The organism is Streptomyces lasalocidi, from assembly GCF_005280215.1.
In the GTDB taxonomy this organism is placed as follows: domain Bacteria; phylum Actinomycetota; class Actinomycetes; order Streptomycetales; family Streptomycetaceae; genus Streptomyces; species Streptomyces longwoodensis.
Map to the genome: position 1 here is coordinate 5020577 of NZ_SZNQ01000001.1, position 15737 is coordinate 5036313.

A 15737-nucleotide genomic window follows, 5' to 3' on the forward strand; every position below is an offset into this window, starting at 1 on the left:
ACGGTCAGGGAGGGCTGTCGGGTCGGAGCCGATCGGGCCACCGACCGGGCATCCTCATACGTGCGGCCTGTCGAGGTACGTCGCACTCGTGAAGTGCCGATGTACCAGCAGGCGCATTACCACCATACCCCGGAATCGCGCACTCGTGACGGCCGATTCGGTCACGTTGCCGTCGTCACACGGAATCACGCCTCCCGGCACCCCCTCTGACACCGGCCGCGGTGTGACTGGCCAGGGGCTTCCGTCGGGTGGTGAGCGGGCTATTGTGCGCTTCATGACGAGCTCTGACAAGCCTGACCACGCCACCGAGACCCCTGCCGGCCCGTCCGCGGAGAACGCCCCCGCGCCGACCGGTGTCGCCGCCCAGGACTGGGCCACGGCCGCCGCCGACCCGCAGTACCGGGCCGCCGTCGTGGACCTCCTCGGCGCACTGGCGTACGGCGAGCTGGCGGCGTTCGAGCGCCTCGCGGAGGACGCCAAGCTGGCGCCCACGCTGGAGGACAAGGCGGAGCTGGCGAAGATGGCGTCGGCCGAGTTCCACCACTTCGAGCGGCTGCGCAACCGGCTGGCCGAGATCGGTGAGGAGCCCACGCGCGCGATGGAGCCGTTCGTCGCCGCGCTGGACGGCTTCCACCGTCAGACAGCCCCCTCGGACTGGCTGGAGGGCCTGGTCAAGGCCTACGTCGGCGACTCGATCGCCAGCGACTTCTACCGGGAGGTCGCCGCACGGCTCGACGCCGACACCCGCGCGCTGGTGCTGGCCGTGCTGGACGACACCGGGCACGCCGGGTTCGCCGTCGACCGGGTGCGGGCCGCGATCGACGCCGAGCCGCGGGTGGGGGGCCGGCTCGCGCTGTGGGCGCGGCGGCTGATGGGCGAGGCGCTGTCGCAGTCGCAGCGGGTGGTCGCGGACCGGGACGCGCTGTCGACGATGCTGGTGGGCGGGGTGGCCGACGGGTTCGACCTCGCCGAGGTCGGCAGGATGTTCTCGCGGATCACGGAGGCGCACACGAAGCGGATGGCTGCGCTGGGGTTGGCGGCGTAGCGGTCCGTGGAGGGGCGGCTGCTGTCGTTGCACGGCTGCGGCTGGGTGGGGGCTGGTCGCGCAGTTCCCCGCGCCCCTGGCGCCGGGGGCGCGGCTGCGCCTTCGCCCCCCGGCGCCTCGCTTACGCCGTTGCCGAGTGGCGGAGGCGGCCTGACGGGCGGAGGAGGAGTGAGACGGAGGCGGCGGAGACGACCACCGCGCCGAGGAGGCTCACCAGGAGCGAGCCGGAGTCCAGCGCGCTGTGGGTGACGAAGTCGCCGAACAGGGCGCCGGCGATGCCGGTCGCGAAGACCAGGCGGGTGGCCGGCAGGCGGTGGGACAGGCGTTGGACCGCCGCCCATGCGAGCACGATGCCGAGCACAGCGGAGCCGAGCGCTTCCAAGATCATGCGGGTCCCTCCCAGACGGCCGGGCTGTGCAGCAAGGTCGTAGCCGGTCTTACCCGTGACCTGCGGAATGCAATCCTCCCCTGTGAGGGGCTCGTGCGCCATCTGTGAACGACCCCAGGAGCCCGAATGGGGGAAGGGCCCGGCGACGTCACCGTCACCGGGCCCTTCCCGAGGCATCCGCCCGAACCGGGCTCAGAGCGCGCCGAAGCCCACCTTGCGCGGGGCCGGCTCGCCGAGCTCCACGTACGCGAGGCGGTCCGCCGGGACCAGGACCTTGCGGCCGTGGTCGTCCGTGAGGCTGAGCAGCTGCGACTTCCCGGCCAGCGCCTCGGCCACCACGCGCTCGACTTCCTCGGCACTCTGACCGCTCTCCAGAACGATCTCGCGCGGCGCGTGCTGCACGCCGATCTTGACCTCCACGGCTATGTCCCTCCGACGGTCAGTGAGGTGCGCGGACGTCCGCGCCGTACGCTGCACACATTAGCCCGGTGAGGGGACGGACACGGTGCGGCCGTCCACGCCAGGAGCGAACAGGCGACGGGAACAAATAGGCCGGACGCCGACCGGGCGCCCGGCCGGGCCGGTTCAGTGCTGTTCGGTGCCGTGCAGCGGGAAGCCGGCGATGCCGCGCCAGGCCAGCGAGGCCAGGAGCTGGACCGCCTCGTCGCGCGGGACGCTGCGGTCGCTGTGCAGCCAGGAGCGCGCCACCACCTGGGCCAGTCCGCCGAGGCCGGAGGCGAGCAGCATGGACTCCGCGCGGGACAGGCCCGTGTCCTCGGCGATGACCTCGCAGATCGCCTCGGCGCACTCGTTCGTCACCTTGTCGACGCGCTCGCGCACCGCGGGCTCGTTCGTCAGGTCCGACTCGAACACCAGGCGGAACGCGCCGCCGTCGTCCTCGACGTACGCGAAGTAGGCGTCCATGGTGGCGCGGACGCGCTGCTTGTTGTCGGTCGTCGACGCGAGCGCGTTGCGCACGGACTGGATCAGCGCCTCGCAGTGCTGGTCCAGCAGGGCGAGGTAAAGGTCGAGCTTGCCGGGGAAGTGCTGGTACAGCACCGGCTTGCTGACACCGGCGCGCTCGGCGATGTCGTCCATCGCGGCCGCGTGGTAGCCCTGCGCCACGAAGACTTCCTGGGCGGCGCCCAGCAGCTGGTTCCGTCGGGCACGGCGCGGCAGGCGCGTACCTCGCGGGCGTGCCGCCTCTGTCTGCTCGATGGCTGTCACGCCGCCTCCCAAGATCGTCCACATGCGGTGTGCGCCGCGCCGCCATCGTACTTTTCGGTAACCCTGGCGCGCGCGGTGCCAGCGCAGAATTTCACGGACCGGACGCCGACGAAAGCCGTACGAAGGGTTTCAAAGCCGGGTCCGCCGGGCAGAATGGCGCGCCATCGCGCCCTTCCGCCGGCGTCTCGGCGGACGTCTCAGCGTCTCAGTGGACGTCTCAGCGGTAGTCGTCCTCGTCGAGGGAGACGACACGGGCCTGTTCGACCTGGTCCGCCTCGTTCGCCCGGGCCGGGTCCACGTCCTCCAGCGGGTCGTCGCGGTCCGGCGCGAGGGCGGCCTGCTGCTCGGCGGCGTCGTGCTCCGGCGCCTCCACGTCGAACTCCGGGGTGTCCTCCGCCTCCCGCTCCGCGAAGGTGTCGGGATCGGTGGGGTCTACGGTCATGGTGGGCTCCCTTCCTACGGACGTCCCTGAGACATGCAGGGGCCACACGCGGGTGCCCTCTGTACGAGACTAGGAGACACCCGATGCGGTCGCCAGGCGATCCGCGCGGTCCGTCCGTCCTTCCGCGCGACCCCGTTCTGCACGGTTCCCCAGGGGAGTTAGGGGTGACTCCTGTGACGCCGGACACGTGACGGGGGGACGTGATCGTCTCGTAACATTGCCGCATGTCTTCGACCGAGCTGCCGTCCGTACCGCCGACCAGCGTGCTCCCCAAGTCGGTGCCCGTGCGGGTCGCCGAGGGCGAGCGACTGCGGTCGGTCGGGCTGCCGGGCGTCACCTTGACGGTCCGTTCGCGCCCGCCGGCGCGCGAAGGCCTCCAGCCCGCGCTGTTCGTGCACGGGCTCGGCGGGTCCTCGCAGAACTGGTCCGCGCTGATGGCCATGCTCGACGGCGACGTCGCGAGCGAGGCGGTCGACCTGCCCGGCTTCGGCGACTCGCCGCCACCGGACGACGGCAACTACTCCATCACGGGGCACGCGCGTGCCGTGATCCGCTACCTCGAAGCGTCCGGCCGCGGCCCCGTCCACCTGTTCGGCAACTCCCTGGGCGGCGCGGTCACCACACGCGTGGCCGCCGTCCGGCCCGACCTCGTGCGCACGCTGACCCTCGTCTCGCCCGCCCTGCCCGAACTGCGCGTCCAGCGGACCGCCGTGCCGACGGGACTGCTCGGCGTGCCCGGAGTGGCCGCCCTGTTCAGCCGCTTCACGCGCGAGTGGACGGCCGAGCAGCGCGTCCGCGGGGTCCTCGCGCTCTGCTACGGCGACCCCGGGCGGGTGTCGGAGGAGGCGTTCCGGTACGCCGTGGAGGAACTGGAACGGCGGCTGCGGCTGCCGTACTTCTGGGACGCGATGACGCGCTCCGCGCGCGGGATCCTCAACGCCTACACCCTCGGCGGCCAGCACGGGCTGTGGCGCCAGGCCGAACGCGTCCTCGCACCGACCCTGCTCATCTACGGCGGCCGGGACCAGCTCGTGGGCTTCCGCATGGCCCAGCGGGCCGCGCGCGCCTTCCGCGACTGCCGCCTGTTGACCCTCCCGGAGGCGGGGCACGTGGCCATGATGGAGTACCCGGAGACGGTGGCGACGGCGGTCCGCGAACTCCTCGCGGACGCGGCGGACACGGCGGACGCGGCGGACACGACGAACAGCACGGGCGCCGCGGGCGCCGCGGGCACTGCGGCCACGAGGAGCTGAGGGGACCGGTGGGACGCCACAGTCGACGTGGGTCCGCACCCAAGGGGGCGGAGAAGAGCACGGCCGGTGGGCCGAGTGGGGCGAGCGCGCCGAGTGGGAGCAGCGCGCCCAGTGCGTCCGGCGGGGCCGGTGGTGCGGACGGGTCCGGTGGGGGTGGCCGGTCCGGATGGGGCGGCCGGTCCGGAGGGGCTGCCGGGTCCGGTGGGCCCGGGGCCTCGGGTGCGGCCGGCGCCCGGGGGGCTCAGGAGGCGCCGACGTCGGGGGCGCGCCGCTTCCCGGACGGCACTCCGGCCCATGGCGTGCCGCGCCTCGCCGACGGCACTCCCGCGCGCGGTGTCCCGCGTTTTTCCGACGGCACCCCCGCGCGCGGTGTGCCGCAGGTGCGTGGCGGGCATCCCGAGCAGCGTGAAGGCGGGGGCGGCTGGGGGGACTTGCGGGGGCCCACGACGCGCGGCGCCGGGCCGGTGGTGCCGCGTCAGCGGCCCGTTCCGCCCCCGGCTCCCCGGCCGGCGCGCGGCGGCCCGCGCCAGGACTACCTCGACGCCTTCGAGGAGGGCGACGACGTCTTCACGCGCCGCCGCGCCGCCGCCACGGCCCTCGCCGAAGACCCGTACGCCTCGATCACCGACTGGAACCCCGCCCCGCCGCGGACCGCGTCCGACGGCGAGGGCGGCGAGGGCAACGAGGACGGCACCCCGCCCACCGGTGAACCCACCCCCGCGAGGGGCGGCAAGGGCCGCGCGTTCACCGGCATCGCGGCGGCCGCCGTCACCACCGTGCTGGCCGTCGTCGTCGCCGGACAGGTGACCGACGGGCAGGCCGACGGCTCCGCCCCGTCGCGCTCGGCGGCCGACCGGGCGGCGGACGCCCAGGCTCCCGTGGCACCCGGCGGCGGGACGGGCCCCTCCGCCTCCCCGAGCGCCACGCCGCTGACGTACGAGCAGAAGATGGGCACGCGGTACGCGCTCGGCGCCGCCCTCACCGGGTCCGGGAAGTTCGACGCCGTGCCGGGCGTGGCGAAGGCGCCGGGCAAGGGGCGGAAGTACACCTACCGCGTGGACGTCGAGCAGGGGCTCGGCCTCGACGGCGAACTGTTCGCGCAGGCCGTGCAGACGACCCTCAACGACAAGCGCAGCTGGGCGCACGGCGGTGCCCGCACCTTCGAGCGGATCCACACGGGCAAGCCCGACTTCGTGATCACGCTGGCCAGTCCGGGCACCACCGCCAAGTGGTGCGCCAAGTCGGGGCTGGACACCACCGAGGACAACGTCTCCTGCGACTCCGCCGCCACCGAGCGCGTGATGATCAACGCCTACCGCTGGGCCCAGGGTTCGCGCACGTACGGCGCCGCCATCCACGCCTACCGGCAGATGCTCATCAACCACGAGGTCGGCCACCGGCTCGGGTACGCGCACGTGACGTGCGACAAGAACGGCGAACTCGCGCCGGTCATGCAGCAGCAGACCAAGTTCCTCGACCACGACGGCATCCACTGCCGGCCCAACCCCTGGCCGTATCCGAGCGCGAAGTGACGGTACGTGCGCGCCTGAACTCCTAGCGCTACGGAACGCGCCCCGCACGGGAAAGTTACGACCGTTCACCCCTTTTGGTGGTGCGACGGACAACCGTCCGTCGCACCACCGCCTTGTCCGCATACGTTCGTCCCGCTGCGAGCCGCCGGGTCAACGGCGGCTCCCCAAACGGGAGATCGGGGGTGCACCAGTGCGCATCGGACTGCTGACCGAGGGTGGCCATCCGTATGTGAGCGGTGACGCCGGACTCTGGTGCGACCGGCTCGTGCGCGGGCTGGCGCAGCACGAGTTCGAGCTGTACGCGCTCGGCCGCACCGAACACCAGGAGGGCCGGGGCCGGGTCGCCCTGCCGCCGCAGGTCACCCGCGTCCGCACCGCGCCGTCGTGGACGGCCGGGGACGACGGGGTCGTCCACGGGCGGCGCGCGCGCCGGCGCTTCGCCGAGCACTACGGCGAGTTGGCGGCCGTACTGTGCGAGGGACCCGGCGCCGAGGCCGCGCGCGAGACTGCCACCCCCCAGGCGGACCGTTTCGCCAACGCCCTGTACGGGCTCGCCGACCTCGCCCGCGACGAGGGCGGGCTGGTGGGAACGCTCCGCTCGGAGCAGGCGGTGCGCGCCCTCGAACGCGCCTGCCGGGCGCCGGGTGCGCTGCGCACGGCGCGCGAGGCACGCGTCGCCGACCTGCTGACGGTCACCGCGCACCTGGAACGCGCTCTGCGCCCCCTCTCCCTCGACTGGTACGAGGACGACGCCCTCGGCGCCGTCGACCTCTGCCACGCCGCCTCGGGCGGCCCCGCGGCCCTGCCGGGGCTGCTCGCCCGGCACTTCTGCGGGGTGCCGCTGGTGGTCACGGAGTACGGGGTGCGGCTGCGGAGCCACTACCTCGGCGGGGGGCTGAGGGAAGCGGCGGTGCCGGGTGGGGGTGCGGATGCGGGGCGTTCTGCGGGTGGTGGGGCGGGTGACGGTGGCGGAGTCGGCGTCGGTTCGCGCGCCGGTGGGGGAACCGGGGTCGGTCCCGGCGCCGGCGGGGACGCGCGAGGGGCCGTACGGCGTGAGGTGGTGGGGCCGGTCGCGTCGGCGAGGGCGGTGACTCCCGCCGTACGCGCCCTCCTCGCCGCCTTCCACGGCCGGCTCGCCGCCGAGATCTACCGGCAGGCCGCCCGGATCACCCCCGGCAACGCGCACGCCCGTCGCTGGCAGGAGCACTGCGGCGCCGACCGCGCCAAGATCCGCACGGTCCACCCGGGCATGGACGCCACCCCGTTCGCGGAGGTGGGCGAGGGGCCGGACACCGCCGACCCCGACACCCTGGTCTGGGTGGGCCGGATCGAACCGGCCAAGGACCTGGTGTCCCTGCTGCACGCCTTCGCGGAGGTCCGCAAGGAGGAGCCCGGGACCCGGCTGCGCGTCATCGGCGCACCGGCCGGCCCCGAGGGGGAGGCGTACCTCGGCCACTGCCGCGTACTCGCCGCCCAGCTCTTCCCCGACGAGGCCGACGGGCTGCACTCGGTCGGCGACAACCCCGTCTCCTTCGAGGAGATCGGCGGTCCCGAGGTCCCCACGCTCGCCGACGCCTACGGCGCGGGTGCCGTCACCGTGCTCTCCAGCGTCGTCGAGGGCTTCCCCACCGGCCTGGTCGAGGCGATGTTCTGTGGACGCGCCACCGTGTCGACCGACGTCGGCGCGGTCGTCGAGGTCATCGGCGGCACCGGGCTCGTCGTCCCGCCGCGCAATCCGCGGGCGCTCGCGGAGGCGTGCGTGGCGTTGCTGCGCGACCCGGAGCGCCGTGCGCGCCTCGGGGCCGCCGCCCGCGCCCGCGCGCTCGAACTGTTCACCGTCGAGCAGAACGTCGCGGCATTTCACGGCATTTACCTGGAGGTCGTCTCCCAGTGCCCCGTCCGGCGCGTCGTCCTCGACGAGTCGGGCGAGCCCCTGCCGTTCGCCGTCCCCGCCGAGGCGCACGTCGCGGGCCGCTGGACCGGCCTGTCGTCCCGCTTCGCCATGCGACGCGGCCCGGGATGGGCGGCGGGTCCGCCGGTGCGGGGGATGACACCGGGAGCTGCGGTCGCCGCGGGTGAGGGGGCGGCCCGATGAGCGGACTCGGCGAACTGGACCGCCCCGGCACACCGGCGAGCCCCGGCGCCTGGGACGAACGGTCCGAGGAGTGGGCCCTCACGGACGACCCCACGGGCCCCGTGGACGGCCCGACGGTCCCTGCGGACGACCCCGTGGGCCCCGTCGACGGCCGCCCTGCGGTCCCCGTCGGCGACGCCTCGGGTTCGCGGCCCACAGCCACCCGGCCGAAGCCCCCGCGTCGTGGCGCCGTCGACCCCGTCAAGGCCCTGATGCACCGTCACCGCGACCTGTGCGCACGCGCCGTCGACGCCTTGGAGATCGCCGCCGGCCTGGAGGCGCACGGCGTCACCGACCGCACCGCCGCCCGGTTCCGCCACCGCGACGTCTTCTCCCTCGCGGAGGAGATGTACGCCCGCGTCCCCCGCGACGGCGACCCGTCCGGGCCGACGACGGGCACCACCGGCCGCCCCGCGGGCCGGGACCGGGACCGGAGTGGGGATCGGGCGTCCTCCTCGCCCGCGGCCCGTGGGGCCGGCCTCCGTCCCCGCGCCGACTGGGTCCTGCTGTCCCTGCTGCCGGGTCTGCTGTGCGCCGCGACCGTCGCCGGGCTGCGGCTCACCGACGGCCGGACCCGTCCCGGCATCGCCGTCGCCGGAACGCTCGCCGTCGCGCTCGGCCTGCACGCCGCCCTGCGCCGCGGCCCCCTGAGCCGCCGCCACCCCGCCGCGCACGGCACGGTCGTCCGGACCTGCTGGCTCCTCGCCTACGCCGCCCTCGGCGACGGACTCCTGCGCGCCGCCCTGCACGGGGGTCCCGACACCCCGCCCACCCTGGCGGCCGACGGTCCCTGGCCGCTCCCCACGGCGCCCCTGCTGACGCTGGCGCTGGCGTGCGCGCCCGCCGCCTGGTGCGCCCACCTCCTCGTCGCGGGCGCCCGGAGCAAGCTCACCGCCAGCCGCGGCCTGGAGGAGTTCGCCGCCTCCGTACGACCCCTGCTGCTCGGCACGTTCGCCCTTTTCCTCGGCGCGCTCGCGGGGCTGGCCGCCCTGTGCGGCGCGTTCCTCGGCGAGCCGCCCGCCTACGGCAGGACGCTCACCCTGGGATCGTTGCTGTTCCTCGCCCGCCTCCTCACCGTGCACCGCTTCACCCGCGCCCCCAGGCTCGTCCTGACGGCGGCCGTGGGCGCGCAGGCGCTCGCCCTGGCCACCGTGTTCGCGGCCCGGCTGCCCCGCTGCGCGGGCCTCTCCGTGCCCGTCGAGACCGTCGCGGACGCCTGGGGCCCGGCCGGTGTCCCGGCCCTCGTGTGCGGGGGCGCCGCGCTGGTCCTGCTGGTCCACGCGACCCGCACCCTCACCCGGGCGTCGGCCCACGCCCGCCCGGACGCCCTCTGACTTCGCCCTCGCCGCCCCCCACGTGCAGGCAACCGCAACACCCCGAAGGAGCAACCAGATGACCACCTCCCGATCCGGAGCGACCGGCGCGCACACCCCGGGAGCCGCACGATGAGGGTCCTGCTGATCGGAGCCAACGGCTACCTCGGCCGCTTCGTCGCCGACCGCCTGCTCGCCGACCCGGCCGTCCAGCTCACCGCGCTCGGGCGAGGCGACGACGCCGACGTCCGCTTCGACCTCGCCACCGGCAGCCCCGGCGCGCTCACCCGCTTCCTCGACGCGGTCCACCCCCAGGTCGTCGTCAACTGCGCGGGCGCCACCCGCGGCGGTGCCCGCGAACTCACCCGGCACAACACCGTCGCCGTCGCCACCGTGTGCGAGGCCCTGCGGCGCAGCGGCTGCGGCGCGCGGCTGGTGCAGATCGGCTGCGGCGCCGAGTACGGCCCGAGCCAGCCCGGCTCCTCCACCGCCGAGGACGCCGTCCCGCGCCCCGGCGGCCCGTACGGCGTCAGCAAGCTCGCCGCGACCGAACTCGTCCTCGGCTCGGGCCTCGACGCCGTCGTCCTGCGCGTGTTCTCGCCCGCCGGACCCGGCACCCCGGCCGGCTCCCCGCTGGGCCGGCTCGCCGAGGCCATGCGCCGCGCCATGCAGTCCGGTGACGGCGAGCTGAAGCTCGGCGGACTCGGCGCCCAGCGGGACTTCGTCGACGTCCGTGACGTGGCCCGCGCGGTGCACGCCGCGTCGCTGTCCGCCGCGCAGGGTGTCATCAACATCGGCTCCGGCCGTGCCGTGCGGCTGCGCGACGCCGCCGCGGTCCTCGCCCGGGTCGCCGGGTACGGCGGCGCCCTCCACGAACTCGACGGCCCGCCCGGGCCGCTGCGCGCCACCATCGGCCACCCGCGCCACGACCCCGACCACCCGGCCCCGGTCGCGTACCCGTACCCCGACGGCTGCGGCAGCTGGCAGCAGGCCGACGTGCGCACCGCCCGCGACCGGCTCGGCTGGCGGCCCCGGATCAACCTCGAGGAGTCCCTCGCCGACATCTGGATGGAGGCCGCATGCCGTATCTGACCAGCACCGCGGCCGGCACCCGGACCGGTGGTGGGGACCATGCCGGGTTCGGCATCCCCGGACTCGCGCACCCCCTGCTGGCCCCGACCGAGTGGGGCGAACTCGCCCGCCCCGGCGCGCCCCTGCACTGGGTCGTCCTCGACGTCGCCGACGGCCCCGGCCTGCGGCCCGACCCGCACTGTCTGGAGGCCGTGGGCCGGCTGCGCACCACGGGCGTCCGGGTCCTCGGCCACCTCGACGCCGCCCACGGGTTCCGCTCCCGCGGCGACCTGGTCGCCGACGCCCAGCGGTTCACCGACTGGTACCGGGTCGGCGGCTTCCTGCTGGACCGCTGCCCCGGTGACCGCGACGCCCTGTCCACGGTCCGCCGCACCGTCGGCGCCCTGCGCGGCCTGCGTGACGATGCCCACATCGTGCTGGGCCACGGCACCCACCCGCACCCCGGCTTCCTGGAGCTCGGCGACCAGCTCGTCACCTTCTGCGGCCGCTGGGCGGACTACCGCTGGTCGCAGGTCGCCGAGTGGACGGCCGACCACCCGCCCGAGCGTTTCTGCCACTTCGTGCACGGCGTGCCCCGTCCCCACCTGGAGGAGGCGCTGCGGATCGCGCGCTGGCAGGGCGCCGGGACGATCTGGTTCACGGACCGCACCGACGGCCACGGACGCGTCGACCCGTGGGAGACCATGCCCGGCTACTGGGACGAAATCGTCTCGCGGATCGGAACAGGTGTCTCGGAATGAAAAAGGCCGTGGCAGTGTTACGGACAGAACCACCGTAGTGATCGACCGAGCAACGGAGTCCCCGTGTCGCTGCCACCCCTGGTCGAGCCAGCATCTGAGCTCACCGTAGACGAGGTCCGCAGGTACTCCCGCCACCTGATCATCCCCGACGTCGGGATGGACGGGCAGAAGCGGCTGAAGAACGCCAAGGTGCTCTGTGTGGGCGCCGGCGGCCTGGGCTCGCCGGCGCTGATGTACCTGGCCGCCGCGGGCGTGGGCACCCTCGGCATCGTGGAGTTCGACGAGGTCGACGAGTCGAACCTCCAGCGTCAGATCATCCACAGCCAGGCCGACATCGGCCGCTCCAAGGCCGAGTCCGCGCGGGACTCCGTCAAGGGCATCAACCCGTACGTGAACGTGGTCCTGCACGAAGAGCGGCTCGAGGCCGACAACGTGATGGACATCTTCAGCCAGTACGACCTGATCGTCGACGGCACCGACAACTTCGCGACCCGCTACCTGGTCAACGACGCCTGCGTGCTGCTGAACAAGCCGTACGTGTGGGGCTCGATCTACCGCTTCGACGGCCAGGCGTCGGTGTTCTGGTCCGAGCACGGCCCCTGCTACCGCTGCCTCTACCCGGAGCCCCCGCCCCCCGGCATGGTCCCCTCCTGCGCCGAGGGCGGCGTCCTGGGCGTGCTGTGCGCGTCCATCGGCTCCATCCAGGTCAACGAGGCCATCAAGCTCCTCGCGGGCATCGGCGAGCCGCTGGTCGGCCGACTGATGATCTACGACGCCCTGGAGATGCAGTACCGCCAGGTCAAGGTGCGCAAGGACCCCGACTGCGCGGTCTGCGGCGAGAACCCGACCGTCACCGAGCTCATCGACTACGAGGCCTTCTGCGGCGTCGTGTCCGAGGAGGCCCAGGCGGCGGCCGCCGACTCGACGATCACTCCCAAGCAGCTCAAGGAGTGGATCGACGACGGCGAGAACATCGAGATCATCGACGTCCGCGAGCCGAACGAGTACGAGATCGTCTCCATCCCGGGCGCCCGGCTGATCCCCAAGAACGAGTTCCTCCTCGGCACCGCCCTGGAGGGCCTGCCGCAGGACAAGAAGATCGTCTTGCACTGCAAGACGGGTGTCCGCAGTGCGGAAGTCCTCGCCGTGCTGAAGTCCGCGGGCTTCTCCGACGCCGTCCACGTCGGCGGCGGCGTGATCTGCTGGGTCAACCAGATCGAACCGAGCAAGCCGGTCTACTGAGCCGGACTCCCGGTCCCAGCGGCGGGGGCCTCGCGCACCACGGGTGCCCGGGGCCCCCGCCGTCGTCATGAGCAGACCTTGCCGTCCTTCGGCACCGTGCCCTTGAGCAGGTACGCGTCCACCGCCGAGTCGACGCATGAGCTGCCGTTGCCGTAGGCCCCGTGCCCCTCGCCCTTCCAGGTGAGCAGCACCCCGACACCCTTGCCCAGCTCGTCGGCCATCCTGCGCGCACCCTCGTACGGCGTCGCCGGGTCGCCGGTGTTGCCCACCAGCAGGATCGGCGCCGCCCGCGGCGCGCTCACCTCCGGGGTGTCGAACTGCCCGGCCACCGGCCAGTCGTGGCACCAGCCGGCCGTGTCCCAGCCCAGGAAGTCGCCGAAGACGGGCGAGATCTTCTCGAACCGGGCCAGCGACGCCTTCGTCTCCTGCAGCGTCGGGCGCTGCTTGTCGTCCAAGCACGATATGACCCGTTGCGAGTGGGCCGTCGTGCCGTACTTCCCCGCGGAGTTCCGCTCGTTGTAGGAGTCGGCGAGCTCCAGCAGCTCCGAGCCGTCGCCCTCCTCGGCCGCGTCGAGGGCGCTGGTCAGGGTGGGCCAGCCGGACTCGCTATACAGCGGCAGGATGATGCCGGTGACCGCGAGCGTCTGCGTCAGCTCGCGCGCCGACGACGTCGGCAGCGGGTGGGCGTCGATCCGGTCCAGCAGGGCGGCGATCTTCCGCGTGCCCTTCTCGGGGTCCTGGCCGGTGGACTTCAGGTAGTCGTCGAGGGCCCGTTGGAAGCCGAGGGTCTGGTTCTCGGCGTGGCCCACGGTGTCGGCGGTCGGGTCGACCACCGCGTCGAGGACCACCCGTCCCACGTGCTGCGGGAACAGGTGGGCGTAGACCCCGCCGAGTTCGGTGCCGTAGGACATGCCGAAGTAGTGCGTCTTCGCGTCCCCGAGGACCTGGCGCATGAGGTCCATGTCGCGGGCGGTGTCCGTGGTCGACACGTGCGCCAGCAGCGGACCGGCGGCCTTCCGGCAGCCCTTGCCGAAGTCGGTGGCGTCGGCGAGGTACGCCTGCTCCTCGGCCGGGGTGTCCGGGGTGGCGTCGATCGACTCGGCCGCCTCGATCTCCTTGTTGCTCCGGCAGCGGACACCCTCGCTGGCGCCCACCCCGCGCGGGTCCCAGCTGACCAGGTCGTAGCGCTCACGCAGGGAGGAGACGGTGGAGGCGAAGCCGGGCAGGGCGGACACGCCCGAGCCGCCGGGGCCGCCGAAGTTGAACAGCAGCGACCCGATCCGGTCGCCGCCGCGGGCCTTGGCGCGCACCAGTGCCAGATCGATCGTCGGGCCGTCCGGCCGGGACCAGTCCAGCGGTGTCCTCAGGTTCGTGCACTGCCACTCGCGGCCGGGTGCGGGCGAGTCTGCGGTGCTCCCGCACCGGCCCCAGTCGAGCTTCTGCCCGGTAAGGGACGCGGGGAGGGCCGTTGTGGCCGGCGAGTCGCCGGTCGACGGTGGCGCGGTCGGTGACCGCTCGCCGGCCTTGTCGTCCTTGCCGTCCTCGGACGCGCCGCTGCAGCCCCCCACCAGCAGCGCGGCGGCGGCCCCGAGCGCCGCCAGGCGTACGAAACGCGCCATGTGCTCTTCCCCCCTCGTGTGCCGTCCGCACCGTGCGGCGAACGGCGGTCAGGCCATACTAGGCGGATCCAACCGACCCCATCGAAGCCTGTGGATAACGCTCTGACCTGCGCATTCAGTGCATCGGTAGAAGTTCGGCGGGGCTTCGGTCAGGAGCAGACGGTCCCCGCGGCGGGCACCTTGCCGTCCAGGAGGTAGCCGTTCACCGCGGCCTGCACGCACTTGTTCTTGCTGTCGTAGGCGCCGTGCCCCTGCCCCCTGTACGTCAGCTCCACCCCGACGCCGTCGCCGAGGGCGTCCACCATCTTCCGGGCCCCCTCGTACGGCGTGGCCGGGTCGCCGGTGTTGCCGACGACGAGGATCGGCGCCGATCCCGGGGCGCTGACGTCCGGGTGGTCGGCGGCGCCCGGGACGGCCCAGTCGGTGCAGCTGACCATGCCCCAGGCCAGGAAGTCCCCGAACAGCGGGGACGCGGCCCGGAAGGCGGGCAGGCGGCCCTCGACATAGGCGGGGGAGTAGCGCGCCCGGTCGTCGGCGCAGTTGATGGCGATGTTGGCGGGGACCAGGTTGCTGTACTCGCCGTTCTCGCCGCGGCCGTTCATCGAGTCGGACAGCAGCATCAGGGTGCGGCCGTCCCCGTCGTAGGCCTGCTCCAGCCCTTCGGTGAGGTACTCCCAGAAGTCCTTCGAGTACAGGGCCTGCGCGATGCCGTTGGTCGCCGCGCTCTGGGTCAGCTCGCGCGGGAAGACGCCGGGGAGCGGCTTGGCGTCGAGCTGGGCCAGCAGCCGGGCGATACGGTTCTTCACGTCCGCGGGGGTGTCCCCGACCGGGCAGTCCTCGGTCTTCGACGTGCAGTCCTCGGCGTAGTTGTCGAGCGCGCGCTGGAAGCCGCGTGCCTGGCCGAGCGCGCCCTGTTCCGACGTCTGCGTCGGGTCGACGACCGCGTCGAACACGGCCCGCCCGACGGTGCGGGGGAAGAGGTGGGCGTAGACGCCGCCGAGCTCGGTGCCGTAGGAGATGCCGAAGTAGTGCATCTTCGCGTCGCCGAGGACCTGGCGCATCAGGTCCATGTCGCGGGCCGCGTCGGTGGTCCGCACGTGCGGCAGGGCCTTCTTGCTGTTCTTCTCGCAGGCCGCGTTGAACTGCTTGGTGTTGTCCAGCAGCGTGGTGCGCTCCGCCGCGTCGTCGGGCGTCATGTCCTGCTGGAAGTAGGCGTCGAGCTGCTGGTCGTTCTCGCACCGCACCTCGTCGCTGCGGCCGACCCCGCGCGGGTCGAAGCTCACCAGGTCGTAGCGGGTGCGCAGGGCCGCGTAGTCCTCGCCGAACGCGGGCAGCGTGGTGACGCCCGAGCCGCCGGGGCCGCCGAAGTTGAACACCAGGGACCCGATCCGCCGCCCGGGGTCGCCGCTCGCCTTGGCGCGGATCAGCGCGATGCCCAGGGTGTCGCCCTTGGGGTCGTCCCAGTTCAGCGGTGCCTTCATGGTGGCGCACTGCCACGGGTCGCCGTCGGGCAGGGGCGTGGGGGCGCTGCCGCCGCCCTCCGCCCGCGACGGGGCGGGGCAGTCCTTCCAGTGCAGCTTCTGCGCCGTGAGGTCCTCGTCCCGGGAGTCACCGTTCGAGCACCCGGCCACCAGCGACGGCAGCAGGACGACGGCGGTCAGCGCGGCGGCACGCAGGCGCGAGGAGGGCATGACCCCATCGTGGCGCCGC

14 protein-coding genes are annotated in these 15737 nt (G+C 73.7%); 8 read left to right on the forward strand and 6 right to left on the reverse strand.

Translation table 11 applies throughout. The features are described 5' to 3' along the window. Window positions 1-265 precede the first annotated feature (265 nt). On the forward strand, window positions 266-1045 hold the full coding sequence (locus tag E4U91_RS22760) for a ferritin-like fold-containing protein (RefSeq protein WP_137308551.1): 780 nt from the start codon (window positions 266-268) through the stop codon (window positions 1043-1045). Window positions 1046-1166: 121 nt separating this feature from the next. Here E4U91_RS22760 and E4U91_RS22765 read toward each other — a convergent pair whose 3' ends face one another. The 4 genes from E4U91_RS22765 to E4U91_RS22780 form a co-directional block, all read right to left on the reverse strand. Next, window positions 1167-1433 carry a hypothetical protein gene (locus E4U91_RS22765; RefSeq protein WP_137308552.1) on the reverse strand — a complete coding sequence of 89 codons (267 nt, stop codon included), beginning with the start codon at window positions 1431-1433 and terminating at the stop codon, window positions 1167-1169. 192 nt (window positions 1434-1625) lie between these two features. Next, entirely contained in the window at window positions 1626-1853 is a 228-nt protein-coding gene (locus E4U91_RS22770) for a DUF3107 domain-containing protein (protein ID WP_067236753.1), read from the reverse strand. Window positions 1854-2018: 165 nt separating this feature from the next. After that, a complete protein-coding gene (locus E4U91_RS22775) occupies window positions 2019-2660 on the reverse strand; it encodes a TetR/AcrR family transcriptional regulator (RefSeq protein WP_137308553.1) in 642 nt (213 codons plus the stop codon). Between the two features lie 217 nt (window positions 2661-2877). Next, the gene (locus E4U91_RS22780; protein ID WP_137308554.1) at window positions 2878-3102 is read right to left on the reverse strand and encodes a hypothetical protein; all 225 of its coding nucleotides are present in this window, start codon (window positions 3100-3102) and stop codon (window positions 2878-2880) included. A 224-nt stretch (window positions 3103-3326) separates the two neighbouring features. Between E4U91_RS22780 and E4U91_RS22785 the strand changes: the two genes are divergently transcribed. The 7 genes from E4U91_RS22785 (at window position 3327) to moeZ (ending at window position 12408) form a co-directional block, all read left to right on the forward strand. Continuing rightward, complete coding sequence (locus tag E4U91_RS22785) at window positions 3327-4355, forward strand: alpha/beta fold hydrolase (protein ID WP_137308555.1); 1029 nt, start codon at window positions 3327-3329, stop codon at window positions 4353-4355. A gap of 8 nt (window positions 4356-4363) precedes the next feature. Further along, the gene (locus E4U91_RS22790; RefSeq protein ID WP_174867850.1) at window positions 4364-5887 is read left to right on the forward strand and encodes a DUF3152 domain-containing protein; all 1524 of its coding nucleotides are present in this window, start codon (window positions 4364-4366) and stop codon (window positions 5885-5887) included. A 190-nt stretch (window positions 5888-6077) separates the two neighbouring features. Then, complete coding sequence (locus E4U91_RS22795; protein WP_137308556.1) at window positions 6078-7982, forward strand: DUF3492 domain-containing protein; 1905 nt, start codon at window positions 6078-6080, stop codon at window positions 7980-7982. Next, window positions 7979-9355: a hypothetical protein gene (locus tag E4U91_RS22800; RefSeq protein ID WP_137308557.1), complete on the forward strand. Its 1377-nt coding sequence runs from the start codon at window positions 7979-7981 to the stop codon at window positions 9353-9355. The genes E4U91_RS22795 and E4U91_RS22800 overlap by 4 nt, the downstream gene beginning before the upstream one ends. 111 nt (window positions 9356-9466) lie before the next feature. Further along, window positions 9467-10426 carry an NAD-dependent epimerase/dehydratase family protein gene (locus tag E4U91_RS22805; RefSeq protein ID WP_067236766.1) on the forward strand — a complete coding sequence of 320 codons (960 nt, stop codon included), beginning with the start codon at window positions 9467-9469 and terminating at the stop codon, window positions 10424-10426. Then, window positions 10414-11166 carry a spherulation-specific family 4 protein gene (locus E4U91_RS22810; protein ID WP_137308558.1) on the forward strand — a complete coding sequence of 251 codons (753 nt, stop codon included), beginning with the start codon at window positions 10414-10416 and terminating at the stop codon, window positions 11164-11166. Before E4U91_RS22805 ends, E4U91_RS22810 begins: the two co-directional genes overlap by 13 nt. 63 nt (window positions 11167-11229) lie before the next feature. Further along, window positions 11230-12408 carry an adenylyltransferase/sulfurtransferase MoeZ gene (gene moeZ / locus E4U91_RS22815; RefSeq protein WP_137308559.1) on the forward strand — a complete coding sequence of 393 codons (1179 nt, stop codon included), beginning with the start codon at window positions 11230-11232 and terminating at the stop codon, window positions 12406-12408. Window positions 12409-12473: 65 nt separating this feature from the next. On the opposite strand, the gene E4U91_RS22820 is transcribed toward moeZ, so the two are convergent. Then, window positions 12474-14027, reverse strand: a complete 1554-nt coding sequence (locus E4U91_RS22820) for an alpha/beta hydrolase (RefSeq protein WP_137308560.1) — start codon at window positions 14025-14027, stop codon at window positions 12474-12476. Between the two features lie 149 nt (window positions 14028-14176). Then, the gene (locus E4U91_RS22825; RefSeq protein WP_137308561.1) at window positions 14177-15718 is read right to left on the reverse strand and encodes an alpha/beta hydrolase; all 1542 of its coding nucleotides are present in this window, start codon (window positions 15716-15718) and stop codon (window positions 14177-14179) included. Between the last annotated feature and the right edge of the window lie 19 nt (window positions 15719-15737).

Excerpts from the sequence above, each read along its gene's own strand:
- E4U91_RS22765 (WP_137308552.1), bottom strand. The coding sequence starts at position 1,433 with ATGATCTTGGAAGCGCTCGGCTCCGCTGTGCTCGGCATCGTGCTCGCA.
- E4U91_RS22780 (WP_137308554.1), bottom strand. The coding sequence starts at position 3,102 with ATGACCGTAGACCCCACCGATCCCGACACCTTCGCGGAGCGGGAGGCG.
- E4U91_RS22785 (WP_137308555.1), top strand. The coding sequence starts at position 3,327 with ATGTCTTCGACCGAGCTGCCGTCCGTACCGCCGACCAGCGTGCTCCCC.
- E4U91_RS22800 (WP_137308557.1), top strand. The coding sequence starts at position 7,979 with ATGAGCGGACTCGGCGAACTGGACCGCCCCGGCACACCGGCGAGCCCC.
- E4U91_RS22805 (WP_067236766.1), top strand. The coding sequence starts at position 9,467 with ATGAGGGTCCTGCTGATCGGAGCCAACGGCTACCTCGGCCGCTTCGTC.
- E4U91_RS22810 (WP_137308558.1), top strand. The coding sequence starts at position 10,414 with ATGCCGTATCTGACCAGCACCGCGGCCGGCACCCGGACCGGTGGTGGG.
- E4U91_RS22820 (WP_137308560.1), bottom strand. The coding sequence starts at position 14,027 with ATGGCGCGTTTCGTACGCCTGGCGGCGCTCGGGGCCGCCGCCGCGCTG.
- E4U91_RS22825 (WP_137308561.1), bottom strand. The coding sequence starts at position 15,718 with ATGCCCTCCTCGCGCCTGCGTGCCGCCGCGCTGACCGCCGTCGTCCTG.